The organism is Serratia sp. 14-2641, assembly GCF_001692375.1.
Classification (GTDB): domain Bacteria; phylum Pseudomonadota; class Gammaproteobacteria; order Enterobacterales; family Enterobacteriaceae; genus Chania; species Chania fonticola_C.
In genome coordinates, this window is the sequence record NZ_LXKR01000044.1 from 300924 (window position 1) to 325360 (window position 24437).

22 protein-coding genes are annotated in these 24437 nt (G+C 54.1%); 12 read left to right on the forward strand and 10 right to left on the reverse strand.

Annotated elements, in window-relative coordinates; genetic code table 11:
• The first annotated feature begins 25 nt into the window (after nt 1-25).
• Together rlmI and hspQ are read left to right on the forward strand one after the other, a co-directional pair.
• Entirely contained in the window at nt 26-1210 is a 1185-nt protein-coding gene (gene rlmI, locus A6U95_RS16795; RefSeq protein WP_065685293.1) for a 23S rRNA (cytosine(1962)-C(5))-methyltransferase RlmI, read from the forward strand.
• 61 nt (nt 1211-1271) lie between these two features.
• Nucleotides 1272-1589 carry a heat shock protein HspQ gene (gene hspQ, locus A6U95_RS16800; protein WP_021182046.1) on the forward strand — a complete coding sequence of 106 codons (318 nt, stop codon included), beginning with the start codon at nt 1272-1274 and terminating at the stop codon, nt 1587-1589.
• Between the two features lie 98 nt (nt 1590-1687).
• Here hspQ and A6U95_RS16805 read toward each other — a convergent pair whose 3' ends face one another.
• Nucleotides 1688-2101 (reverse strand): CoA-binding protein, encoded by a 414-nt coding sequence (locus tag A6U95_RS16805; protein ID WP_065685294.1) that lies wholly within the window; start codon nt 2099-2101, stop codon nt 1688-1690.
• Nucleotides 2102-2342: 241 nt separating this feature from the next.
• Between A6U95_RS16805 and A6U95_RS16810 the strand changes: the two genes are divergently transcribed.
• Nucleotides 2343-3002, forward strand: a complete 660-nt coding sequence (locus tag A6U95_RS16810; protein ID WP_065685295.1) for a DUF2057 family protein — start codon at nt 2343-2345, stop codon at nt 3000-3002.
• A 127-nt stretch (nt 3003-3129) separates the two neighbouring features.
• Nucleotides 3130-3588 carry a methylglyoxal synthase gene (locus tag A6U95_RS16815; protein ID WP_021182049.1) on the forward strand — a complete coding sequence of 153 codons (459 nt, stop codon included), beginning with the start codon at nt 3130-3132 and terminating at the stop codon, nt 3586-3588.
• Between the two features lie 34 nt (nt 3589-3622).
• Here A6U95_RS16815 and helD read toward each other — a convergent pair whose 3' ends face one another.
• Complete coding sequence (helD, locus tag A6U95_RS16820) at nt 3623-5677, reverse strand: DNA helicase IV (protein ID WP_065685296.1); 2055 nt, start codon at nt 5675-5677, stop codon at nt 3623-3625.
• Between the two features lie 155 nt (nt 5678-5832).
• Between helD and A6U95_RS16825 the strand changes: the two genes are divergently transcribed.
• Both A6U95_RS16825 and yccS read left to right on the forward strand, forming a co-directional pair.
• Nucleotides 5833-6276: a YccF domain-containing protein gene (locus A6U95_RS16825; RefSeq protein WP_024485658.1), complete on the forward strand. Its 444-nt coding sequence runs from the start codon at nt 5833-5835 to the stop codon at nt 6274-6276.
• A 34-nt stretch (nt 6277-6310) separates the two neighbouring features.
• On the forward strand, nt 6311-8446 hold the full coding sequence (yccS, locus tag A6U95_RS16830) for a YccS family putative transporter (RefSeq protein ID WP_065685297.1): 2136 nt from the start codon (nt 6311-6313) through the stop codon (nt 8444-8446).
• Between the two features lie 4 nt (nt 8447-8450).
• Here yccS and A6U95_RS16835 read toward each other — a convergent pair whose 3' ends face one another.
• Entirely contained in the window at nt 8451-9107 is a 657-nt protein-coding gene (locus tag A6U95_RS16835; RefSeq protein ID WP_065685298.1) for a TfoX/Sxy family DNA transformation protein, read from the reverse strand.
• A 232-nt stretch (nt 9108-9339) separates the two neighbouring features.
• Between A6U95_RS16835 and sulA the strand changes: the two genes are divergently transcribed.
• The gene (gene sulA, locus A6U95_RS16840; RefSeq protein ID WP_065685299.1) at nt 9340-9846 is read left to right on the forward strand and encodes an SOS-induced cell division inhibitor SulA; all 507 of its coding nucleotides are present in this window, start codon (nt 9340-9342) and stop codon (nt 9844-9846) included.
• 359 nt (nt 9847-10205) lie between these two features.
• Complete coding sequence (ompA, locus tag A6U95_RS16845) at nt 10206-11264, forward strand: porin OmpA (RefSeq protein WP_065685300.1); 1059 nt, start codon at nt 10206-10208, stop codon at nt 11262-11264.
• A gap of 65 nt (nt 11265-11329) precedes the next feature.
• On the opposite strand, the gene matP is transcribed toward ompA, so the two are convergent.
• Nucleotides 11330-11788, reverse strand: coding sequence for a macrodomain Ter protein MatP (gene matP / locus A6U95_RS16850; RefSeq protein WP_065685423.1), 459 nt, complete (start codon nt 11786-11788; stop codon nt 11330-11332).
• A gap of 208 nt (nt 11789-11996) precedes the next feature.
• Between matP and A6U95_RS16855 the strand changes: the two genes are divergently transcribed.
• The 4 genes from A6U95_RS16855 to fabF all read left to right on the forward strand — a co-directional run bounded on the left by A6U95_RS16855 (nt 11997) and on the right by fabF (nt 16241).
• Entirely contained in the window at nt 11997-13745 is a 1749-nt protein-coding gene (locus A6U95_RS16855; protein ID WP_186530594.1) for a Lon protease family protein, read from the forward strand.
• Between the two features lie 68 nt (nt 13746-13813).
• Nucleotides 13814-14332, forward strand: coding sequence for a bifunctional 3-hydroxydecanoyl-ACP dehydratase/trans-2-decenoyl-ACP isomerase (fabA, locus tag A6U95_RS16860; protein ID WP_024485665.1), 519 nt, complete (start codon nt 13814-13816; stop codon nt 14330-14332).
• Nucleotides 14333-14445: 113 nt separating this feature from the next.
• Nucleotides 14446-14970, forward strand: a complete 525-nt coding sequence (locus A6U95_RS16865) for a helix-turn-helix domain-containing protein (RefSeq protein ID WP_065685302.1) — start codon at nt 14446-14448, stop codon at nt 14968-14970.
• On the forward strand, nt 14967-16241 hold the full coding sequence (gene fabF / locus A6U95_RS16870) for a beta-ketoacyl-ACP synthase II (protein WP_024530392.1): 1275 nt from the start codon (nt 14967-14969) through the stop codon (nt 16239-16241). Before A6U95_RS16865 ends, fabF begins: the two co-directional genes overlap by 4 nt.
• A 70-nt stretch (nt 16242-16311) precedes the next feature.
• On the opposite strand, the gene rmf is transcribed toward fabF, so the two are convergent.
• The 6 genes from rmf to rlmKL all read right to left on the reverse strand — a co-directional run bounded on the left by rmf (nt 16312) and on the right by rlmKL (nt 24359).
• On the reverse strand, nt 16312-16479 hold the full coding sequence (rmf, locus tag A6U95_RS29910; RefSeq protein WP_071784464.1) for a ribosome modulation factor: 168 nt from the start codon (nt 16477-16479) through the stop codon (nt 16312-16314).
• Between the two features lie 269 nt (nt 16480-16748).
• On the reverse strand, nt 16749-17306 hold the full coding sequence (pqiC, locus tag A6U95_RS16875; protein ID WP_024486050.1) for a membrane integrity-associated transporter subunit PqiC: 558 nt from the start codon (nt 17304-17306) through the stop codon (nt 16749-16751).
• Nucleotides 17303-18949, reverse strand: coding sequence for an intermembrane transport protein PqiB (gene pqiB / locus A6U95_RS16880; RefSeq protein WP_065685303.1), 1647 nt, complete (start codon nt 18947-18949; stop codon nt 17303-17305). Before pqiB ends, pqiC begins: the two co-directional genes overlap by 4 nt.
• A complete protein-coding gene (pqiA, locus tag A6U95_RS16885) occupies nt 18936-20210 on the reverse strand; it encodes a membrane integrity-associated transporter subunit PqiA (protein ID WP_237657331.1) in 1275 nt (424 codons plus the stop codon). The genes pqiB and pqiA overlap by 14 nt, the downstream gene beginning before the upstream one ends.
• A 118-nt stretch (nt 20211-20328) precedes the next feature.
• Nucleotides 20329-22233, reverse strand: coding sequence for an ABC transporter ATP-binding protein (locus tag A6U95_RS16890; protein WP_065685305.1), 1905 nt, complete (start codon nt 22231-22233; stop codon nt 20329-20331).
• 5 nt (nt 22234-22238) lie between these two features.
• A complete protein-coding gene (rlmKL, locus tag A6U95_RS16895) occupies nt 22239-24359 on the reverse strand; it encodes a bifunctional 23S rRNA (guanine(2069)-N(7))-methyltransferase RlmK/23S rRNA (guanine(2445)-N(2))-methyltransferase RlmL (protein ID WP_024486046.1) in 2121 nt (706 codons plus the stop codon).
• Nucleotides 24360-24437 lie beyond the last annotated feature (78 nt).

Below are 24437 nucleotides of genomic sequence, written 5' to 3' on the forward strand. Positions count from 1 at the left end.
TTGTTGTAATTAAAGAGTAAAAATTATGCGCCTGTTTCTTGCCAAAGGACGTGAAAAGTCCTTACTCCGTCGCCATCCATGGATTTTCTCTGGCGCCGTTCTCCGTGTCGAAGGTAAAGCCCAGTCCGGCGAAACCATCGATATCCATGACAGCCAGGGCAAATGGCTGGCACGCGGTGCCTATTCACCAGAATCGCAAATTCGCGCACGCGTCTGGACTTTCAAGCAGGACGAAGATATTGATATCGCTTTCTTTATCAGCCGCTTGCAGCAAGCACAGAGCTGGCGTGATTGGGTCGCAAAGCGTGACGGGCTGGACGGTTACCGCCTGATCGCCGGTGAATCTGACGGTATGCCGGGTATCACCATCGATCGCTTCCAGAACTTCCTGGTTTTACAGTTACTTTCGGCCGGTGCCGAATATCAGCGCGCCCCGCTGCTTTCTGCTCTCCAGCACTGCTACCCTGAATGCGCGATCTACGACCGTTCAGACGTTGCCGTACGTAAGAAAGAAGGCTTGCCGCTCACCCAAGGCCCGGTACTGGGCGATCTGCCCCCGGCCCTGCTGCCAATCACCGAGCATGGTATGAAACTGCTGGTGGACATTCAACAAGGCCACAAGACCGGTTTTTATCTCGATCAGCGTGACAGCCGCCTGGCAGCACGTAACTATTCCGCAGGCCGTCGCGTGCTCAACTGCTTCTCGTATACTGGCGCTTTCGCAGTGTCTGCCTTGATGGGCGGATGTGAGCAGGTGATTAGCGTAGATACGTCACAGGCTGCGCTGGACATCGCCAAGCAGAACGTCGAACTGAACCAGTTGGATTTGAGCAAGGCCGAGTTTGTACGTGATGACGTATTCCAACTGCTGCGCAACTACCGCACACAGGGTGAGAAATTCGACCTGATCATCATGGATCCACCGAAGTTTGTCGAAAATAAAAATCAGTTGGCCAGCGCCTGTCGCGGTTATAAAGACATCAATATGTTAGCCTTCCAGTTGCTGAACCCAGGCGGCATTCTGCTCAGCTTCTCCTGCTCTGGCTTGATGCCGACCGATCTGTTCCAGAAAATTTTGGCCGATGCTGCCGTAGATGCCGGGCGTGATGTACAATTTGTAGAGCAGTTCCGACAGGCTGCCGATCACCCGGTGATTGCGACTTATCCTGAAGGCTTGTATCTGAAAGGGTTTGCGTGCCGGGTGATGTAACTTGAAATGCGCTGTTTTTGTCCTCATATAGAGTTCAATGTACTGTTTCTCAGGAGGTCATATGATAGCCAGCAAATTCGGTATCGGTCAGCAGGTTCGCCACCGGCTGCTGGGGTATTTGGGGGTAGTGATTGATGTCGATCCAGAATACTCTCTGGAACACCCAAAAGCAGATGAGATTGCAGCCAACGACGAGTTGCGCCTCGCCCCGTGGTATCACGTGGTGATGGAAGACGATGAAGGCCAGCCGGTTCACACTTATCTGGCCGAAGCGCAGTTGGCGGGAGAAGCACAGGATGCACACCCTGAGCAGCCTTCTCTGGATGAGCTGGCGGAATCCATTCGCAGCCAGTTGCAAGCCCCACGGCTGCGTAACTAAGCGTCTAGCCTGAGAAACCAGCACCTCTACGTAGTGTAACTGGTTGAAGTCTATCAGCAGTCTCAAACGCCAGGGCCAACCCTGGCGTTTTCACTCAATCAGCGTGCCAACCCCAGGCGCGGGATCTCAATCTTCGGGCAACGATCCATAATCACCTTTAGCCCGGCCTGGTTGGCCAACGCTTCCGCCTGTTCGTTGATCACCCCAATTTGTAACCACAGCACCTTGGCACCTATCGCAATGGCCTCCTGTGCCACCCCATACGCCGCCTCCGAGTTACGGAACACATCCACCATATCGACAGGGTGAGGAATATCCTCCAATGTGGCATACACCACCTGGCCAAGCAGCGTCTGCCCGGCCAGCTTCGGGCTCACCGGAATGACCTGATAGCCTTGCTCCAACAAATAAGCCATTACGCCATAGCTGGCTCGAGCCGGTTTATCACTGGCGCCCACCAGCGCAATGGTTTTGACCTGTTTCAGTACCTCTGCAATTGCTAGGTCTTGCATTTTTCGCTCCTGATTTTTTGCCAAAAAGCACTTTCATCAGTGTAACCGAAACACCAACATCGGTTAAAATTTGTTATCAGTCTGCGTCTATACTGCTCGCCAGGCTGGTTTTCCCTAATGTCATATTTCAAATAACATCAAAATGTGTGTAAATGTAAATTAAACGGCATTCTGAAAAGATTTGACATAACTAGTGGCGTATCCAACACTAGTCATCCTGTTCCACGAAAAGGAAGTAACAATGAAATTTGGTCTGGTGGTTGCGGGGCTGCTTGGAATATCGCTAAGCGTTTCGGCCGCAGCTACGACCCTGAAGCTTTCCCCGGACATCGAGCTGATGATGGTCGACGGCAAGCAAATGACGGGCTCGTTGTTAAAAGGAGCCGATAGTCTGGAATTAAATGACGGGCAGCATCAGCTGTTGTTCAAAGTCACCAAATCCGTACGTAAAGAACCACGGTCTCAGATGCTTTATACTTCACCCGCGCAGATTGTGGTGTTCAACAGTCAAAACGTCAGCGCCGTCACCATCGAGCTACCGCGTATCGAGAATGAGCAGGATGCACAGCGGTTTGATAAAGCGCCGAATTTTAAAATTCTGGGTAACCACGGCAAGCCGTTGGCAATCAAACACGATGTATTACCGCTAACAACCTCACCCAATGGGAATGACCTGGAGAAGATCGTTGCCGATTATAACGCTCAAAATCACCAGGCCTCCGTTCCGGCGTTTGCACATCTGGGTGCCAGCGTGATCTCGGCGGCACAGGGTAGCCCAGCGGTTATCCCCCTGAACGGTGACAACGTTGCCGAGAAAATGCTGCAATATTGGTTCCTGCGCGCCGATCCCGAGACGCAAAAACGGTTTATCGCCTGGGCCGGCCAATCTCGCAACCTTTAAACGCTGCCAACCACGCCTTTATGCCGTAAAGGCGTGGTTGGTTCGCAATTTCCCGCGTTAGCACTAGGCAGTGAAATACAGTTTCAGTAATCTGTGGCGAATCATTCGATTTTCCAAGGATAGCGACATGGAACAAACCACCCGCACCATCGCAGCGCGCAAGCATATTGCGCTCGTTGCTCACGACCATCGCAAGCAGGCCCTGCTGAAATGGGTTGAAGACAATAAGGAAATACTTGCCCAGCATCAGCTGTATGCCACGGGTACCACCGGCAATTTGATCCAGCGGGCCAGTGGTATCCCGGTGCAGAGCATGCTGAGTGGCCCGATGGGCGGCGATCAGCAAGTAGGTGCACTGATATCCGAAGGCAAGATTGATATGCTGATCTTCTTCTGGGATCCGCTAAACGCCGTCCCCCACGACCCCGATGTCAAAGCCTTGCTGCGCCTGGCGACGGTCTGGAACATCCCGGTGGCGACCAACCGCTCCACCGCCGATTTCCTGATCGACTCCTCGCTGTTCAAGAGCGAAGTGGTGATCGCTATTCCTGATTACGAAAAGTATCTCGCCGAACGCCTGAAATAATACCCAAGGCCTGGTGCAGTGCCAGGCCTGTGGTTTACGGCTTTCTTTGCGACGGCACGCCAATATCTTGCAACTGCTCGATAAATACCGACGGGCGTTCGCGATCTTGTAATAACCAAACCTGATGCCTGGCCCGCGTGAGGGCGACATAAAGCAAACGCCGCTCCTCCGCATCCGGGAAATCCTCTGGCTGAGGCAATAATGCCTCTTCAAGCACGGATTCACGGACCTCGGCCGGGAATCCATCCTTGCCTTCATACAGCCCGGCAATGATCACGTAGTCGGCCTGTTGGCCTTTGCTGGCATGAATGGTCATAAACTCGATATTCAGCTTCGGCCAACGCGTCGCCGCCTTTTGCAACACCTCCGGCTTGAGATGGTGGTAGCGAGCCAGCACCAAGATCCGTTCTTGCGGCTTCGCATAGCCACTTAGCTTGTCCAGCAACGCTTCCAACTGCTCCTGCGGCAAGATAACCACCGACTTCTTGTTGCCCTTGGTCAGGCTATTGAGCGGCTTTTTCAATTGGTGCGGGTTCTGCTGTATAAAGCCGTTGGCCACTTCACCGATCCGATCGTTAAAGCGGTAGGTGGTATCCAGCGCACACTGATCGCCTACGCCAAAGTTTTCGGCAAAGGCGGTGGTCAGCGACAGCTCTGCCCCACTGAAACGGTAAATTGCCTGCCAATCATCGCCGACGGCAAACAGGCTGGTCTGCTTGTTTTGCTTACGCAGTGCCGCCAGCAACTGCGCACGCTGTGGTGAGATATCCTGGAACTCGTCCACCAGAATATGCTTCCACGGGCTGATAAAACGCCCCTTTTCCAACAGATTAACGGCTTGATGGATCAGCCCGGCAAAATCGACCGCTCCCTCATCCTTCAGCGCGGTTTTCCACGCTTTCAGCAACGGTGCCATCAAACGAATGCGTTTGCTGAACAGATCGCGGATCTCTTCGTCGGCCTGCTCTATCATTTCTGCCTGGCTGCCTCCGTGGGTGCGCATCAAGCCAAGCCAGCGCTCCAGGCGCCCACTCAAACGCTCTGCCAGACGCCGGTCATGCCAGAAATCGCCCTCGGGCACTTCCCACTCCAGCTCTTCTGTTAACCATTGCCGCCAACCTTTGGCCTGCGCTTTCTTCTCACTGCACTGCTGTTGCCAGTGGGTAACTAGCAACGTCCGGCGCGCTTTACTGTCGCTTTCCAACTTGCTGATCACCGGCGCTTTGCGGCTACCCTGCTGGATAATCTGCAACGCCAGCGCATGGAACGTTTTCGCCTGGATCGCCACGCTGCCCAAACGTTCCTGGATGCGTTCGTTCATCTCTTCAGCGGCCTTGCGCCCAAATGCCAACAACAGGATCTGCTCAGGCTCGGCCTCTTGACGCAGTAGCAGCCAACCCGCCCGCGCCACCAGCACCGAGGTCTTGCCACTGCCAGCCCCTGCGAGTACCAGCACGGCATCCTCGCCGTTCACCACGGCCCGGCTTTGCGATTCATTCAACGGAGACGTTTCAACGGTCTGGAAGAAATCCTGGTGGGTTTCCAGCATCCGGTCACACCACCGTTGATTGCGTTGCGCCACGCTGCGCAGGCCAGACTTGAGCCACTGCAGGCACAAGTGATAACTTTCACGGCAGTTTTCAAACTCTTCCAGCCGCGCCACCGGCATTGGCAACGCGCCAAACGACTGGCGGATCTGCTGCTGCAAGTGGCTCAATTCGGCACGCTTGAACCACTTGTCCTGTTGCTCAATTTGGCGGATATGAACGACCTGCTGTTGCAATACCTCGGCGCTCACTTCACTCATCTCGCTACTCCACTGCTGCCAGGACTGCTGCAGATAGTGGTAAAAGCGCTGGGTTTCCTGCCATTCGGTACCGTGCAGGCGTACGACCTTTTCATCCGGCAGTTCGAACTCGAGCTCCCCCCAGACGATCCCGCGTTTACAACGCACCTGAATCAACTGGTTGAAAGGGATCAGGTATTCATGCTTCTCGCCGCTCACCTCAACGCCGGCATGCAACAACCGTACGCGGTTGTAAGGATGCTGTGCCAGGTGTTTACCCAGCGATGTCGCTTTAAGTTCCATATACCCACGCCATAATCATGTTGAGAGTTGCCGCCAGTTTACCTGCGTTAAGCAATGGCACTCTAGCGTTAAAAAAAGGGTAGAATAGTTTTTGCGTTATGCTGATGAATACTTCCCCCGTGCCGTTTGGCCATCATTAGAGCAGAATGACGACTATGCGTACTGTATTGAACGTTCTTAATTTCGTTTTGGGTGGTTTTTTCACCACGCTTGGCTGGCTGATTGCCACCTTCTTCAGCGTCGTGCTGATTTTCACCCTGCCATTGACCCGCTCCTGCTGGGAAATTACCAAAATCTCCTTGCTGCCATTTGGCAATGAAGCGATCCATGTCGATGAATTATACCCAGAGAAAAGCAATGCCCTGCTGGCTGCTGGCGGTTCTTTGCTGAATATCGTCTGGCTGGTCCTGTTCGGCTGGTGGCTGTGCCTGTCACACATTATTGCGGGTATCGCCCAGTGCATTACCATTATTGGTATTCCGGTAGGCATCGCCAATTTCAAGATAGCCGCTATCGCCCTGTGGCCGGTAGGCCGCCGCGTCGTTCCGGTTGAGGTGGCTCAACAGGCGCGGATCGAGAACGCCCGCCGCCGCTTTTAATCGCGTTAACTTTTCTCCCATTTAGGAGCTTGTCGTGCTCTCTTTAGCACCCAAAATTCGGCGTTATACCTATAACAGCAACCTGCTTTATAACCTGCGTATTTTTATCGCTCTGGCTGGCGCCTCTGCGGTGCCGTGGTGGTTAGGCGTCCCTAAACTGACCATTCCGCTAACGCTGGGGGTCGTTGCCGCCGCGCTAGCGGATCTGGACGACAGGCTAGCAGGAAGATTACGAAATCTGCTCATTACGCTAGTTTGCTTTTTTGTGGCCTCGACATCGATTGAACTGCTGTTTCCTTACCCCTGGCTGTTTGCCCTCGGGCTGACGACCTCAACCTGCGGCTTTATTCTGCTGGGGGCATTAGGGCAGCGTTACGCCACTATCGCCTTCGGTGCCTTGCTGATCGCCGTCTACACCATGCTTGGCACCTCCATGTACGACGCCTGGTACCAGCAACCGGTTCTGTTGATCATCGGTGCCATTTGGTACAACTTGCTGACGCTGATCGGCCATCTGCTATTTCCTATCAAGCCCCTGCAGGAAAACCTGGCCCGCTGCTATGAACAGTTGGCCAACTACCTGGATGCCAAAGCCAACCTGTTCGATCCAGATGCCGAATCGGACGCCGATCTACCGTGGGTGGACGTGGCGATGGCCAACAGCACGCTGGTCACCACGCTTAACCTGACCAAGGCTTCACTGCTGACCCGCTTGAAAGGCGACCGTGGCCAGCGCGGCACCCGCAGAACGCTGCACTACTATTTTGTCGCTCAGGATATCCATGAACGCGCCAGTTCTTCCCACGTACAGTATCAGGCACTAAGCCAACAGTTCCGCCACAGCGATATTCTGTTCCGCTTCCAGCGGCTGCTGGCCAAGCAGGCCCGTGCCTGCCAGCAACTGGCGCAGTCGATACTGCTACGGCAGAAATATCTGCATAGCCCGCGTTTTGAGCCCGCCTTTTCACGCCTGGAAGAGGCGCTGACCCGGATTACCATTACCCCAGAAAATCGCGAACTGACCAGAGCGCTATCCCATCTGCTGAAGAATTTACGGGCAATTGACGCCCAGTTGGCCAATATCGAGTCTGAGCAGTCCTTGGCAAGTGGCCAGACCGAGGAAAACAACCTGTCAGACGACCGGCTCACCGGTTGGAGCGATATTCGCCTGCGTATCAGCCGCCACCTGACACCACAATCCGCCCTCTTCCGCCACGCCATCCGTATGTCCGTGGTGTTGTGCGTGGGCTATGCATTTATTCAGCTGACCGGGATGCAGCACGGTTATTGGATCCTGCTGACCAGCCTGTTTGTCTGCCAGCCCAACTACAACGCCACTCGCAGGCGCCTGGCGTTAAGGATCATCGGCACTCTGGCTGGCATTTTGGTCGGGCTGCCGATCCTGTATTTTGTGCCCTCGCTGGAAGGGCAGTTGATCCTGATTGTGATCTCGGGGGTGTTGTTCTTCGCCTTCCGAACCGTGCAATATGCCCACGCCACGATGTTTATCACTCTGTTGGTCTTGCTATGCTTTAACTTGCTGGGCGAAGGGTTCGAAGTAGCTGCCCCGCGCGTCTACGATACCCTGCTAGGTTGTGCCATCGCCTGGGCAGCGGTGAGTTTTATCTGGCCAGACTGGAAGTTCCGTCAGTTACCGGCCATGGTGCGTAAGACACTGAATGCCGACTGCCGCTATCTGGATGCCATTCTGGTGCAATACCATCAGGGCAAGGATAACAGCCTGCCTTATCGTATTGCCCGCCGCGATGCCCATAATAGCGATGCCGAATTGGCGTCGGTGATCTCTAACATGTCTGCCGACCCTAAAGCCGATAAAACCATACAGGAAGCGGCATTCCGCCTGCTTTGCCTTAACCATACCTTGCTGAGCTATATTTCCGCCCTGGGTGCCCACCGTGAACGCCTGGAAAGTGCCGCCGTGCTGGACTTGCTCAACGATGCGGTTTGCTATGTTGATGGTGCATTACACCACGACGCTCATGATCGTCAGCGTATCACGCAGGCACTGGAAGCCCTCTCCGAGCGTATTACTGCGCTGGTTCCGGAGCCGGAAAGCAAAGAACAACTGGTGTTGCAGCAAATTGGCCTGGTGCTCGAATTGCTACCAGAGCTGACGGCACTTAATACACAAATTACTCAAGCCGGTTGATAGTTCAAAGATGAGGACCGCAGGCGCGGTCTTCTGACCGCGCCTCAAAGGAGGGAAAGAGCGCGTTGTTTTCGAACCATTCGGTCAACGCCTCCCTTTGTAGATTAGGCAAGGCGGCATGGTGGTAGCCCGCCATGGCACCCGCCAGTGACATCAGCACTTTCATGCCCAGATTTTTTTGCTGTTGCAGCAACTTCAGATAGCTATCTCTAGCCCCCAACAGGCGAAAATCATAAATATTGCAGATACCTGCTCGCCACAGCTGGCGCTCTAATGAGGCATCAATATTCGGTAAATCTTTCAACCTGCCATTGCAGCGTTTTTTCACCTTAATCTCTTTACGCGTCTCACAGAGAGCCCGCCAGGCAAGCGCACACAGTTCGCGACGCTGCTGCCACAACTCTTCATTTACCCAGTAATAGCGCATGACCATGGGGACCCCCCGCTTTAAATAGGTCATATTCACCATGCCACGTTCACGAAATGCGGTTTCCAGGCTTTCTGTGGCACGTAAATACAGCTCACCTTCGGTAATGACCGCAAACATTGTGCCGTCCGCCAGCAGGCCATAGCCGCCAAACTGCGAGCGTATGGCAATATTTCCCAGGGCGGCAAAGCAGGACTTTGCCTGCTCGATCCTCCTTAACGATCCTCCATTCATTTAACTCTCCTTATATGAAGCCACAGCCATTAGGCATGTTTTGGTTGGAATAAACGTAACTGGAACAACTAATTAAAAAAAATACGCATTATCCCTATTCGTGCCAATCATAAATTCAAGACGTACAATAAATAATCTCAATTATGCGAAGCGTTACGAAAATTTGGGTTGATCTTCTGTTTCGATGGCTATACTGTATATACATACAGTAACACTACGGGCGGGAGACGACATGCGTACTCAATCACTTTATCAACCTCATTTTAGCCAATCCTCAATGCCGGCGGAGCAAGCGGTGATCCCTGCGCAAGAGGGCAATGAAAATGGCCTAATCAGTGAGCTTGTTTACAATGAGCGGCAACCCGCCGTAGCCCAGTTGCTGGTGCCTTTGTTGCAACAGTTAGGCAGGCAATCACGTTGGTTACTGTGGTTGACCCCACAGCAGAAACTAAGCAAAACCTGGCTGCAACAGGCCAGCCTGCCGGTTGATAAGGTCGTACAGCTTAACCAGATCAATCCACTGGCTACCGTAGACGCCATGGAGAAGGCTTTACTGACAGGAAATTACAGTGTGGTGCTTGGCTGGTTACCAGAATTGACACAAGAGGATCGTCTAAGGTTAAGTAGAGCGGCAGAATTGGGCAATGCCTATGGGTTCATTATGCGACCTCAACGTGACATCGTTGCTGCCGACAGACACTGTTCAACCTTAAAAATTCACTCTTCTTTGTATCATTAAGTAAATTTAGGACTTTTCCCATCACTTTTATCGTTTGGTCTGGCAATCGCAGGCAGATCAGGCGAAAAGCGAGGTTGGCTGCGGTTCGGCGCCACCTTCCATGTGAAAAAAAGTCTCGTTTAGCACCCCGATATGTTAGAGGATATGTCTAATTCCATGTTTTTTTTTAGAGCTTTATCACATCACACTTGTAACTTTCGCGCCACGTTGTAGACTTTACATCGCCAAGGTTGCTCTATAACGCCAGAAAAACTGGCAGAGTAACAAACGAGGGCTCAAACCTTGGCGAAGGAATTTAAACCAAGGGCTTAAAGCAGCTTTAAAGCTCATTGCCTATTTGGATGATAACGAGGCGCAAAATGAAAAAGACAGCTATCGCATTAGCAGTGGCACTGGCAGGTTTCGCTACAGTAGCGCAAGCCGCACCAAAAGACGACACTTGGTACACTGGTGCTAAACTGGGTTGGTCCCAGTTCCATGACACCGGTTTCTACGGTAACGGTTACACCGTTGATAACGACGCACGTAAAGACCAGATTGGTGCTGGTGCGTTCGTTGGCTATCAGGCAAACCAATACCTGGGCTTCGAAATGGGCTACGACTGGTTAGGTCGTATGAAATACACCGGCGCTAACCGGGGTTCTTTCAAAGCTCAAGGCGTTCAACTGGCAGCTAAACTGAGCTACCCAATCATGAACGATCTGGACATCTACACTCGTCTGGGCGGCATGGTATGGCGTGCAGACAGTGATGGTGCTGGCTCTAACGGTGGCAACCATGACACTGGCGTTTCTCCACTGGCAGCAGTGGGTGTTGAATACGCACTGACTCGTGACTGGGCTACCCGCCTGGACTACCAGTGGGTTAACAACATCGGTGATGCAGGTACCGTTGGCGCACGTCCAGACAACGGCATGCTGAGCGTAGGTGTTTCCTACCGCTTTGGCCAGGAAGTTGCTGCTCCAGTAGTAGCTCCAGCTCCGGCCCCAGCTCCAGTTGTTGAGACCAAGAAGTTCACTCTGACTTCTGACGTTCTGTTCGCATTCAACAAAGCGACCCTGAAGCCAGAAGGCCAACAAGCTCTGGATCAGCTGTACACCCAACTGAGCTCACTGGATCCGAAAGACGGTTCTGTTGTAGTTCTGGGCTTCACTGATGCAGTAGGTTCAGCAGAATACAACCTGCGCCTGTCTGAGCAACGTGCACAAAGCGTTGTGGATTACCTCGTGTCTAAAGGTATCCCTTCAGACAAGATTTCTGCACGTGGCATGGGTAAAGCTAACCCAGTTACCGGTGACTCTTGTGGCTACCGTTCAGGCCGCGCAACTGCAGCTCAGATCGCATGTCTGGCTCCAGATCGTCGCGTAGAGATCGAAGTTAAAGGTATCAAAGAAGTTGTTTCTCAGCCTCAGGGCTAAGTAAGCGCTTCTTAGTAAAAAACCCCGCATTGCGGGGTTTTTTATGGCCTAAACATTGGGTAATGCTATTTATCATCCTTACCCAGGATCGCCTGTAGATCCTGTTTCAGCGATGACATCTGGGTGGCATACTTCTCTTTGCGCTCGGCATCTTCGATCAGCTGTACGACGGTTTCCGACAGGGTGACACCCCGGCGATGCGCCAGCGCAGCCAAACGTTGCCAGACCAGGAACTCCAGATCGATCGATTTCTTGCGCGTATGCTGATGTTCTGAGTTAAAATGACGCTTACGCCGGGCGCGGATGGTTTGTTTCATCCGGTTATCCAGCGCCGGATTCATGTGCTCATCGATCCATGCCAGCACTTTGACCGGTTCATTTTCCAGCTTCAGCAGTTGGTCAATGACCTCCTGAGCAAGGCTGTTTTCAATGTAGCGGGTGATCGCTTCACCTTCCCGGTGCTTTTTCACCAGGTACTTCCATTTCCAACCGCTCTCCAGATTTTCCAGTTGCTGATATTTCATCATGAACTCTGCTGTGACCGTGTAACTTTAATAAGCATAACAGCTTTAGCCAACTTTTCCTCGGCAATTACCCTCCGTTTTTGACTGTTTTTTGCACAGTCATCGAGCAATGTCAAACTCCAATGCTCAACAATGACTCTGGAGGTATCAAGCTGGCGTTATTCTTGTATAATCGCGCTTTCCCTTTTTGACGATTGCATCTAACACTTTGACCAATAACCGACTTGAATGGCAATCTCTGTTGCCTGCTGCTACGCCTTATCAGGCGATTTTCGATTCCGCTGCTCAATTGGCACCCGTGGCCTTTTCTGCAATCCAACCCCGTTTGGAGAATGCGCTGACGCTGTTTTTGCATCCGCTGTCTCTGCCACGTTTTATGCTGTTGAAAGCACAGGAAACACGTGAGTATCTGGCGTTGATCGCCCGAGCGGCAGAAGAGTTGCAACCGCAGAATACCGTTAAAGGCAGTCACTACGTGATTGAAGGCGACACCGTCAGCATTAAAAATGCCATGCGCGGCGATGAACCTTTTGCCGCCGGCGGGGCTTGCGTATACCAGGAATGGGTTGAGCCAGAACAGTTGTTTGGCTGCGTCAGAATGCATAATGGTGCTATCACCTTGCAGCCGGGCCTGGTCCATCAGGCTAACGGCGGCGTGCTGATCCTGTCGGCGCGTGCCCTCTTGGCACAACCGCTATTGTGGCTACGTCTCAAGCAGATGATTACCCAGCGCCAATTCCAGTGGCTGACTCCAGATGAAACCCGGCCACTGCCGCTTTCCATCCCCCCCATGCCGCTGGAGTTACGCCTGATTGTAGTAGGCGATCGCCATGGCCTGGCTGATTTCCACGATATGGAGCCTGAAGTCTGTGGGCAGGCCGTCTACGGTGAATATGAAGACGATCTGCAGCTCACCGAGCCAGACGATATGGTGCAATGGTGTGGCTATATCAATAGTGTGGTCGCCGAGCAGCAATTACCACCGCTGGCAGCCGACGCCTGGCAGCCCCTGATGGTCCAGGCGGTGCGCCATACCGGTGACCAGGGTAACCTACCGCTATCGCCACTGTGGGTCAGCCAGCAGCTTTCTGAGGCCGCTCTGTACGCCGAAGAGGAGCAGATCACCGCTAAAGCGTTAGAAGCGGCGCTGAATGCCCGAGAATGGCGTGAAAGCTATCTCGCAGAACGCATGCAGGACGAGATTGAGCTGGGCCAGATCATGATCGAAACCGAAGGTGAGGTGATTGGTCAGATTAACGGCCTGTCGGTACTGGATTATCCAGGGCATCCGCGCAGCTTTGGCGAACCTTCGCGCATCAGCTGTGTGGTCCACCTGGGCGATGGCGAATTCACCGATGTGGAGCGCAAGGCCGAGCTTGGGGGCAATCTGCATGCTAAAGGCATGATGATCATGCAGGCGTTCCTGATCTCCGAACTGGATCTCGATCAGCAACTGCCCTTCTCCGCTTCGATCGTCTTTGAGCAATCCTACGGCGAAGTTGACGGGGATAGCGCCTCACTAGCCGAACTCTGCGCCCTGATCAGCGCATTGTCACAGCAGCCGATCACCCAGCAAATCGCCGTGACCGGTTCCGTTGACCAGTTTGGTAATGTGCAACCAATCGGTGGCGCAAACGAAAAAATCGAAGGTTTCTTCGAGGTTTGTCTACGCCGTGGCCTCACGGGCAAACAGGGCGTGATCCTGCCTGCCAGCAACGTACGGCACCTTTGCCTTCGCCCAGACGTCGTCGAAGCGGTACGTGAAGGGCAATTCCATCTGTGGGCGGTAGATAGCGTTGCGGAAGCCTTGCCGTTATTGACCGGCTATCCGTTCGCCGATGAGCAGCAGCCTAGCTTGCTGGCCGCCATCCAGGAGCGAATTGCACAGGCCATGTTGCCAGAACGGCGTCCGTTGCCGTGGCCATTGCGCTGGCTTAACTGGTTCAGCCGTGGCTGATCGGACTTGTTCAGCGTACACGTGTAAGTTAATCTGCGTCCTTCATCAAAATAAGGTTTACTGAGAACATGGTAGATAAACGCGAATCCTATACGAAACAAGATCTCGAAGCATCGGGCCGTGGCGAACTGTTTGGCGCCGGTGGCCCACCGTTGCCATCAGGCAACATGTTAATGATGGACCGCGTGGTCAAGATGACCGAAGACGGTGGTAGCCACAATAAAGGCTACGTAGAAGCTGAGCTCGATATCAATCCGGATCTGTGGTTCTTCGATTGCCACTTTATTGGCGATCCGGTCATGCCAGGCTGCCTGGGTCTGGACGCCATGTGGCAGTTGGTAGGGTTCTACCTCGGCTGGATGGGCGGTGAAGGCAAAGGCCGTGCGCTGGGCGTCGGCGAAGTGAAGTTCACCGGTCAGGTATTGCCAACCGCCAAAAAGGTCACCTACCGCATCAACTTCAAACGCGTGATCATCCGCAAGCTGATTATGGGCGTAGCTGATGGCGAAGTGCTGTGCGACGGCAAAGTGATCTATACCGCCAGCGATCTGAAAGTGGGCCTGTTCAAGGACGCAGCGGCGTTCTAATGCCCTACGGCGACCTCTCTCGGTCGCCGTTTATTTCCCCCTGTATTATTACTGAGCTGGTCGTTTAATCGCCACCCAGTGACTACAATAAATGTATTCACCAAGAGGGCAGCATGAAAAAAACCAGTTTTGCAACGACCCCCTGCCCAATCGCCCGTTCGTTGGGGCGCGTGGGGGAATGGTGGAGCATCCTGATCCTGCGCGATGCTTTTCATGGCCTGAGCAAATTTGACGAGTTTCAGCAAAGCCTGGGGCTATCCCCCACGCTGCTGACCCGCAGGCTTAAATTTCTGGTGGAAAGCGGCATTCTGTATAAGCAACGCTACCAGACACGCCCGGTACGCTATCAATACCTGCTCACCGATCGCGGCAAGGATTTCTTCCCGGTGTTGGTGACGTTGTTCCAGTGGGGCAATACCCATCTGACCGAAGGGGCGCACAGCGCGGAACTGGTTGATCGGCGCAGCGGTCAACCGATACAGCCTCAATTAATCGATGCGCTAACCCAGCAGCCTATCGCCCTGCAGCACATCACGTTGGCGGCAGGTCCTGCGGCCGGAGAAGCCATGTCACGCCGTGCTTCTCTGATGCAGCATCACTACGCCTTACTTAATGAATCATCCAAGGAGTCACTATGAGCAGTCGTCGTATAGTTATCACCGGTATGGGGGCCGTCTCTCCTTTAGGTTGCGGCGTAGAGCCGATCTGGCAACGCCTGTTGGCTGGTCAGTCAGGGATTGGCCCGCTGCCCGAAGAGATGGTGGCAGATTTGCAGGTCAAGATCGGCGGTCAGGTGCCCACACTGGAGCAGGATGCCGCTGCCGGTTTTAATCCAGACCTGAGCGTGGCACCGAAAGACCAAAAGAAAATGGACCGCTTCATTCTGCTGGCGATGGCCGCCGCTGACGAAGCCATCAAGCAGGCTGGTTGGAATGCCGATAGTGAGGAGAAACAGGAACGGACGGCCACCGTGATCGCTTCCGGCATTGGTGGCTTCCCCGCTATCGCCCATGCGGTACGCACCACGGATAGCCGCGGGCCGAAGCGCCTCTCTCCTTTCACCATTCCCTCATTCCTGGTTAACCTGGCCGCCGGCCATGTTTCCATCAAGCATCAATTCAAAGGGCCGATTGGCGCACCGGTCACCGCCTGTGCAGCAGGCGTACAGGCCATTGGCGATGCGGTGCGGATGATCCGCAACGATGAAGCCGATATCGCCTTATGCGGAGGAACGGAAGCCGCTATCGATACCGTTAGCCTGGGGGGCTTTGCCGCTGCCCGAGCCATGTCAACCACGCCTGCGGATGCCGCAACCAAAGCGTCACGCCCGTTTGACAGTGCCCGCGACGGCTTTGTGATGGGTGAAGGTGCCGGGATGTTGGTGATCGAAACGTTGGAACATGCGTTGGCACGCGGTGCCAAGCCGTTAGCTGAGATTGTCGGTTACGGCACCAGTGCGGATGCCTACCATATGACTTCCGGGGCTGAAGATGGCGACGGCGCCTATCGTGCGATGAAGATTGCGCTGAAACAGGCTGGCGTCACGCCAGATCAGGTTCAGCATCTGAATGCACACGCCACCTCAACCCCCGTTGGCGATCTGGGTGAAATCAACGCCATCAAACACCTGTTCGGCACCGATGGGCATATCGCTATCACCTCCACCAAATCGGCCACCGGCCATCTGCTGGGAGCCGCAGGTGGCCTGGAAACCATTTTCACCGCTCTGGCACTGCGCGATCAAATTGCTCCGGCCACGCTGAATCTGGATAATCCAGACCCTGCCGCCGCCGGTTTACATCTGGTGGCCAATAAGGCGGAACCGATGGCAATGACCTATGCCCTGTCGAACGGATTTGGTTTTGGGGGAGTCAACGCGAGTATTTTGCTAAAACGCTGGCAGGAATAATTTTACGCTTAAAACGAAAACCTCCGCTTGTTTGGCGGAGGTCGTTCCTTAATTCATGACAGAGAGCCGCTTAAGCGGTCACAGCCCTGTCCTCCATGGCTTGTCGCCAACCTCCCAGCCAGTTAGCTCGGGCGTCTAAAGATTGGTAGGGACAAAGTTCCCTTGAACGCCCTGCAATACCGGCTTGGTAACCACGTGATTCAGCCCGTTCCAAACGATCTCTTTTCTGTCTCTTCATGCCTCACTTCCCTCGTTGTTACTTTGTGGAAAGAAAACAATGACTGCACGAAATACAGCCACATTTAAGAAATAGCCCTAAATGGCGAGAAGATCAATGTTCAAATTTCATACCGCTGTCATATTTGTGAGCTATGCACGGCGCATAAGCTAAGTGGCTGATATTGCTGAGCTGGATTTAATTGCATGATAATAAAACAAAAAAATCCCGGCAAGGCTTTTACTTTGCCTTACCGGGATGGCTTTAGAACGAATTATTACAAGCTATGATTAAAGGCGAGCTGCCTGCGCGGCAATCTCCTGCGCTTCCTGCAACCAGCCCTGGGCCAAGGTGCGAACTAAGGCGTCATAGCCATCTTCACCCTGTTTCAATTCCAGGTTGAATGGCCGCTTGATCAGCCTGCCCTGATGGCTCAGCACCCATTCACCCCGAACGATCGCTTTACCATCGTAGCGCCCATGGAAGCCGCTGATGGTGACGTTAAGCACATCCTGATCGCTGCTCATAGGCTGTGATGACACCACCCAACCCGGCAAAGCGCTGCCCAGGTTGGTCACCAACGTCTGTTGCAATTGCTGATCCAACGGGCTGGCCCACAGGTTGTTTTGCCCAATCACAAACTGCACGTCGTTAGTCTGGTAGACCACCCCACTCTGCGCCAGGAAATCCGCCACGCTGACGTGCTCCAACCACAGCTGGCGTGACGCCTGAGTGCCACTCACCTGAGCCGGGGTCCCCAACGCCGGTAACTGATAGTAAGTCTTGTTAGGCGTACTGCTGCAGGCGCTCAGCAACAGCGCCAGAACTACCGGGATCCATTTTTTCATTTTTTGGCCTTCTTCGGCTGAGGGTCATTACTGCCCGAGGCTTCAAATACCAGGGCGTTGCTCTTATCGTTCAGGGTACGCAGCACCGGTTGCAGCTCACGCAGCACCTGATCGAGACGTTGCATATCGCCAACCATTTTGTTGTAGGCCGGTGAACCTGGCTGGAACCCTTTCATGCTGCGATTGAGTTCTTGCAGGGTTTTTTGCATATCTTCCGGCAATGCCTTCATCTCTTTACTGCTGATGATGTCATTGAGCGACTGCAGGGTTTTCTGCGTTTCTTTCATGGTCTTCTGGCTTTCTGCCAGCGTTTTGGTCGCTTCGTTGATCATTGGATTGATCGGCATCGAATTGATCTTATCCAGCGTCTGTACCAGCTTCTGCTGGATCTGCGCCAGGCCACTGCCGGTAGTTGGCAACAGCGGATAACCGAACAGCTCACGCGGCCCCTTCCACGGCTTCTCATTTGGATAGAAGTCCAGATCGATATATAGCGCTCCGGTCAGCAGGTTAGCAGACTTCAGCGAGGCGCGTATGCCGCGTGCTTCTGCATCTTTCAAATGCTGTACTACGTCGAAGCCCTTACCCACCTCTTGGTTAAAGCGCTCTGGCTCAATACGGATCAGCACCGGTATGCGATAGTCATTATCCAGTTGCTGGCGCATGCCTTCTTTGTAGAACGGCACTTGCCCCACGGTACCCAGGCGAATACCCCGGAACTCGACTGGTGCCCCTGGCTGCAAGCCACGGATCGATTCGGAGAAGAACACCAGATAATCGACATGCTCGGTATACAGCGAATCCTGAATATTGCGCTGGTTATCGAACAGGGCAAACTCGGCCTTTTCTTTCACCGCAGGGCCACGCTCCCAACCTTCAGGCACGTCAAAGCTCACGCCACCGCTAAACAGCGTGGCCAAGGATCCCATTTCCACACGCATACCCTGTGCGGACATATCGAAGGCAACGCCGCTGTCTTTCCAGAACCGGACGTTGGTAGTGATCAACTGATCGTAAGGCGCGGTAATAAACAGCTGATAGCGCATGGCGCGCAGCTTGGGATCGAAATAGCTGGTTTCCACCGAGCCAACGCGGTAGCCACGGAACAACACCGGATCGCCAGCGTTCAACTGGCCAGACTTGTCACTGTCCAGTATGACGCGCAACCCTTTGGCATCGGGCGAGGCCAGCGGCGGAGCATCTAGCAGCTGATAATCCGCTTTTCCTACCTTGCCCTTGTTGCCCGGTTGCAATTCAATGTAGGCACCAGAGAACAAGGTCCCCAGCCCAGAGACGCCTTCACGGCCAATCTGCGGTTTCACCACCCAGAAGGCCGAATCGTCACGCAGCAGCTTTTCCATGCCGGAATTCAGGCGAGCCTGCACCAGCACTTTACTCAAGTCTTCACTCAGGGTAACGCTTTCCACCGTACCGACATCCACACTGCGGCTTTTGATCTTGGTTTTTCCCGCTTCCAACCCTTCGGCAGAGGTCGTGACCAACGTCACTTCCGGCCCTTGATGGCTGAAGTGATAAAACAGGATCCACGCACCGATCAACGCGGTGACAATGGGAATGATCCACACTGGCGACCAGCGCTTGATCTTCTCAACATCCGCGACGCCATGATTACTTTCCGTCACCTTGCGGCTCCTTTTTTATTGTTTCATTTGCGCGATCCCAGGTTAAACGGGGATCAAACGCCATAGCAGCAAACATGGTGAGAATGACCACCATGGCGAACAGTAGCGCCCCAATGTCTGGATAAATACTCATCAACTGTCCCATACGTACCAACGCCGAAAGCACGGCGATCACAAACACGTCGATCATGGACCAACGGCCAACAAACTCCACCACTTCATAAATCAGATGCATACGCTCGCTATCGGCATTGGCCTTGCCTTTGCCATTGGCATCCAGGCATAGCCAGCCAATCGCCAACATCTTGAGCGAGGGCACCATAATACTGGCAATGAAAATCACCATCGCCACCGGATAGGACCCTTCTCCCCATAGCAGCACCACCCCAGCCATGACCGTTGATGGCATTTTATTGCCCAACGCCTCGGTGATCATAATCGGCATCAGCATCGCCGGAATATACAATATGATCGAGGTGACCAATAACGCCATCGTCCATTGCAGGCTGTGGCGGCGGCGTACATAGCCCATCGTGTGACAACGCGGGCATTTGGACTGCTGGGCGGGCAGGATGGCCGTACAGCAGGAGCAGGAACGAACGCCTTGCCGCAGGCCAGTACGCCCAACCTGCAACGGTTGTTCGATCAACGGGGCCGGTTCAATATCTTGCCACAGCCAGCGACGATCGACGCATTGGAAGGCTCGCACCTGCAGCAGGCAAAACAGACAGTAAGGGATGAAACTGGAACCAATGCCGATATCACCATAGGCCATCAGTTTGACGAAGCTGACCAGCACGCCAGCCAGAAAGATCTCGACCATGCACCAGGTCTTCAACTGGAACAGCACCTTGGCCATCCATATCTTCCATTGTCGTGGCAGCCGCACCCTGGCGCACAACAGAATAATCGCCAACATGCAAAACGCCGGGATCAGTTGCACAAACACCATAAACAGGGTGGCCATGCTGGCATAGTCTTCCGCCACCATCACCTGAGGAATTTGGATCAGTTTGATTTCATTGCCCAGACCGGCAACGCGCATATTGATAAACGGGAAGATATTGGCTAACACCAGCATGAATAACGCGCTGAGGGCAAAGCCAATTGGTTGTTTACGCGGTTCTGCCCAGCGGGCGCTGAGCGTCGTTTTACAACGGGGACAAACGGCCTTGGAGCCTGATTGCAAAGGCGGCAACGCCACCAGCATATCGCATTGTGGGCACAGTATCAGGTTATCCTGTTGACGCTCGCCATGCATCGCATGACTCTGCTGCTTATGACTTTCGTGGGAACACACCATTATCCTCCTTAACCGTGTCGCTCATCGGTACACCTGGGTTGCCCACAGCAGCAGCGTGCGGGCAACCCGTTACCGATCAGCCGTTTTTCATTGCTTCCAGCTCTTCCCAACGGGCAAAGGCTTGTTCCAGTGCCTGCTCCGCAGTGGCAAGATCGGCCAGCACCTGCTGGGTTTCGCTGTGCGGGCGTGAGAAGAACCCTGCGTCGCTCACCTGTGCCTGCAAGGCTGCAATATCCATTTCCAACTGTTCAAGGCGCTGTGGCAGTTGCTCCAGTTCACGCAGCAGGTTATAACTCAGTTTGGCCGCTGATTTCTTGGGCTGCTCGGTTTTTTTCTCCACCGCAGCCTTGGTTTGGCTGGCGGCAACCGTGCGGATCGGCTTGGCGGTGGCACGTTGATGGTGTGCATCATAGTAACCCCCAACGTAAGTGTCGATCACGCCATTGCCTTCGAAAATCCAGCATTCGGTCACTGAGTTATCAACAAACTGACGATCGTGGCTCACCAGCAATACGGTGCCCTGGTAGCTATCGATCATCTCTTCCAACAGTTCCAGCGTTTCGACGTCCAGATCGTTGGTTGGTTCATCGAGGATCAGTAAATTACTCGGCTTAAGGAATAGTTTAGCCAGCAGTAGGCGGTTACGCTCCCCGCCAGACAACGCTTTGACCGGCGTCATTGCCCGTTTAGGGTGGAACAGGAAGTCCTGCAGATAGCCCAGCACATGGCGCGAACGGCCATTGACCATCACTTCCTGCTTCCCTTCCGCCAGGTTGTCCATCACCGTACGTTCTGGATCCAGTTCGGCGCGGTGCTGGTCAAAGTAAGCGACTTCCAGCTTGGTGCCGCAGTGCACTCGCCCGCTGTCGGCTTTCAGTTGACCGAGCATCAATTTCAGCAAGGTGGTTTTACCACAGCCGTTTGGCCCCACCAGCGCGATTTTGTCACCGCGTTGCACCTGGGCGCTGAAGCCCCGGACCAGCACTTTGTCGGCGACCTGATAATTGACGTCTTCCATTTCGAACACAATCTTGCCCGAACGCACGGCCTCTTCCACCTGCATCTTGGCGGTACCCATCACTTCACGACGTTGTGAACGCTCATTACGCAACGCCTTCAGAGCGCGCACCCGGCCTTCATTACGCGTGCGGCGTGCCTTGATGCCCTGACGGATCCAAACCTCTTCCTGTGCCAGTTTGCGGTCAAATTCAGCATTTTGCAGCTCTTCGACCCGCAGCGCTTCTTCTTTGCTTTCCAGGTACAGCTCGTAGTTACCCGGCCATGACACCAGCTTGCCGCGATCGAGATCGACGATGCGTGTGGCCATATTGCGGATAAACGAACGGTCGTGCGAGATGAATACGATGCTGCCCTGGAACTCTTTCAGGAACCCTTCCAGCCAGTCGATGGTAGTGATATCCAGGTGGTTGGTAGGTTCATCAAGCAGCAACACGCGCGGTGAACTGACCAACGCGCGGCCCAGTGCCGCTTTGCGCAGCCAACCACCAGAAAGGGAGGACAGCTCTGCATCGCCGTTCAGGCCCAGTTGCAACAGGACTTCACTGATACGGCTGTCTAGCTGCCATAAGCCCTGGTGATCGAGGATTTCCATGACCTGCGCCATACGCGTCAGGTTCTTTTCACTCGGATCCAGCTCTACCTGGTGCGAGATAGCGTGATACGCCTTCAGGTGTTCCGCCTGCTCGGCCACGCCTTCGGCCACAAAGTCGAACACGGTACCGCCGATATTGCGCGGAGGATCCTGCTGCAAACGCGCCACAATCAGATCCTGCTCATAAATGATGCGCCCATCGTCCAATGGGATCTCTTTACCGAGGATCTTCAGCAGGGTCGATTTACCGGCCCCATTGCGCCCAACCAGGCAGACGCGTTCATTATCTTCAATATGAATTTCGGTGTTGTCTAACAAAGGTGCATCGCTGAAAGAGAGCCAGGCACCGGACATGCTGATTAACGACATAGTAATTATTTTCCTTCGCCGGCGTGGGTGACCAGCCAGCAGTTGTGGATCTGACGGTTACGGGCAAAGTCTTCTGACTGTGTCTTGGCGGTAATTTCTTTCGCCTCCAGACCCAGAGCGTTCAGACCTGCCAGATCCATCTGGAAACCGCGTTTGTTGTTGGAGAACATAATGGTCCCGTTACGGCGCAGTATCCGTTGTAAATCTTTCATCAGCGCCAGATGGTCGCGCTGTACGTCAAAGGTGTTCTCCATCCGCTTGGAGTTGGAGAACGTCGGCGGATCGATAAAGATCACATCGAACTGTTCGTCGGCATTGTGCAGCCAGGACAGGCAATCTGCCTGGATCAAGCGGTGCTGTCTACCGGTCAGGCCGTTAACCCGCAGGTTCTTCTCCGCCCATTCCAGATAGGTGCGCGACATATCCACCGTGGTGGTGCTGCGTGCGCCCCCCAACCCGGCATGTACGCTTGCGGTGCCGGTGTAGGCAAACAGGTTGAGGAAGTCTTTGCCTTTGCTCATCTCGCCCAGCATACGGCGAGCGATGCGGTGATCGAGGAACAACCCGGTATCGAGATAATCCGTCAGGTTGACCCACAGCTTGGCATTGAATTCTTCTACCAGCAGGAACTCCCCCTTCTGCGCCAGCTTTTCATACTGATTCTTGCCCTTCTGACGTTCGCGGGTTTTCAGGATCAGCTGATTAGATGGCAGCTCTAACACCGCCAACGTGGCATTAATCACGTCAAACAGGCGCTGGCGGGCTTTCTGCGCGTCGATGGTTTTCGGCGGCGCGTACTCCTGGACCACCACTTTACTGCCATAGCGATCCACCGCCACGTTATAGTCAGGCAGATCGGCATCATACAGGCGATAGCATTCGATCCCCTGCTGCTTCGCCCATTTGTCCAATTTCTTTAGATTCTTGCGCAGGCGGTTGGCAAAGTCTTCCGCTACCTGCACGCCACCAGCACCCTGCGGGTTTTCTGCCAACTGGTAGTTTTTCTGTACGCAATCCAGCGGGCCATTTTTCGCTTTGAACTGGCGCTCGGCGCGCAGTTGCAGGCAACTGAGCAATTCCGGTGAAGCGCTGAACAACGAAAGCTGCCAGCCACCAAAGTGGCTCTTCATAATGCGCCCTAACATATTGTGCAGCGCAATCAGGGCCGGTTCGCTTTCAAGGCGTTCACCGTATGGCGGGTTGCTGACCACCGTGCCTACCGGGCCTTCCGGCAGTGGGTTGGTCAGTTTGCTGACGTCATTAACGTTAAAGGTGATCAATTCGGCCACGCCAGCGCGGCGGGCGTTCCCCTTCGCCATTTCAATGACGCGGCGATCGATATCCGAGCCGAAGAAGCGTGACGGGGTTTCCTGCAGACCACGTTTCGCCCGCACCTGCGCTTCGGTGATCACTTCACGCCACAGTTCGGCATTGTGGCCGTTCCAGGCGGTAAAGCCCCAATGTTGGCGATGCAGGCCAGGCGCACGATCGGAGGCGATCATCGCCGCTTCGATCAACAGCGTACCGGAGCCGCACATCGGGTCCAGCATCGGCGCCCCTGGTTGCCAACCGGAGCGTTGGACGATCGCCGCCGCCAGGTTTTCCTTCAACGGAGCCTGGCCGGTAAGATCGCGATAGCCACGCTGGTGCAAACCTTCGCCGCTCAGATCGAGCGCTACGCTGGCCATATCACGCTGCAGGAAAACGTTGACGCGAATGTCCGGCTGCTGTTTCTCTACCATTGGCCGATCGTTGAGCTTGCGGGTAAAGCTGTCCACAATGGCGTCTTTGACTTTCAACGCGCCATATTGGCTATTGCGGATCTCTTCATTGAGGCCGCTGAAGTGCACCGCAAAGGTTTTATCCAGGCCAAATATCGATGGCCAGTCAATGGCCTGCACACCGAGGTACAGATCCAAATCGCTGTGCACGCGAAATTCATTCAGCGGCAACAGAATACGCGAAGCCAGGCGGCTCCAAAGCAGGCTTTGGTACAGAAGACGATCGTCACCCTGAAAATGTACTCCCCCCTGCACCACTTTGCAGGAGTGAGCGCCAAGCCGCTCCAGTTCGCTTTTTAACAGTTCTTCCAGTCCACGCGCCGTGCTGGCAAACAGAGTGTTCATATCGTGCTTATCACCAAAAAGAAAATTGTTGCGCATTATAGCTAATCCAGACCGCTTGTCATAAAGTTGCTCCCTTCT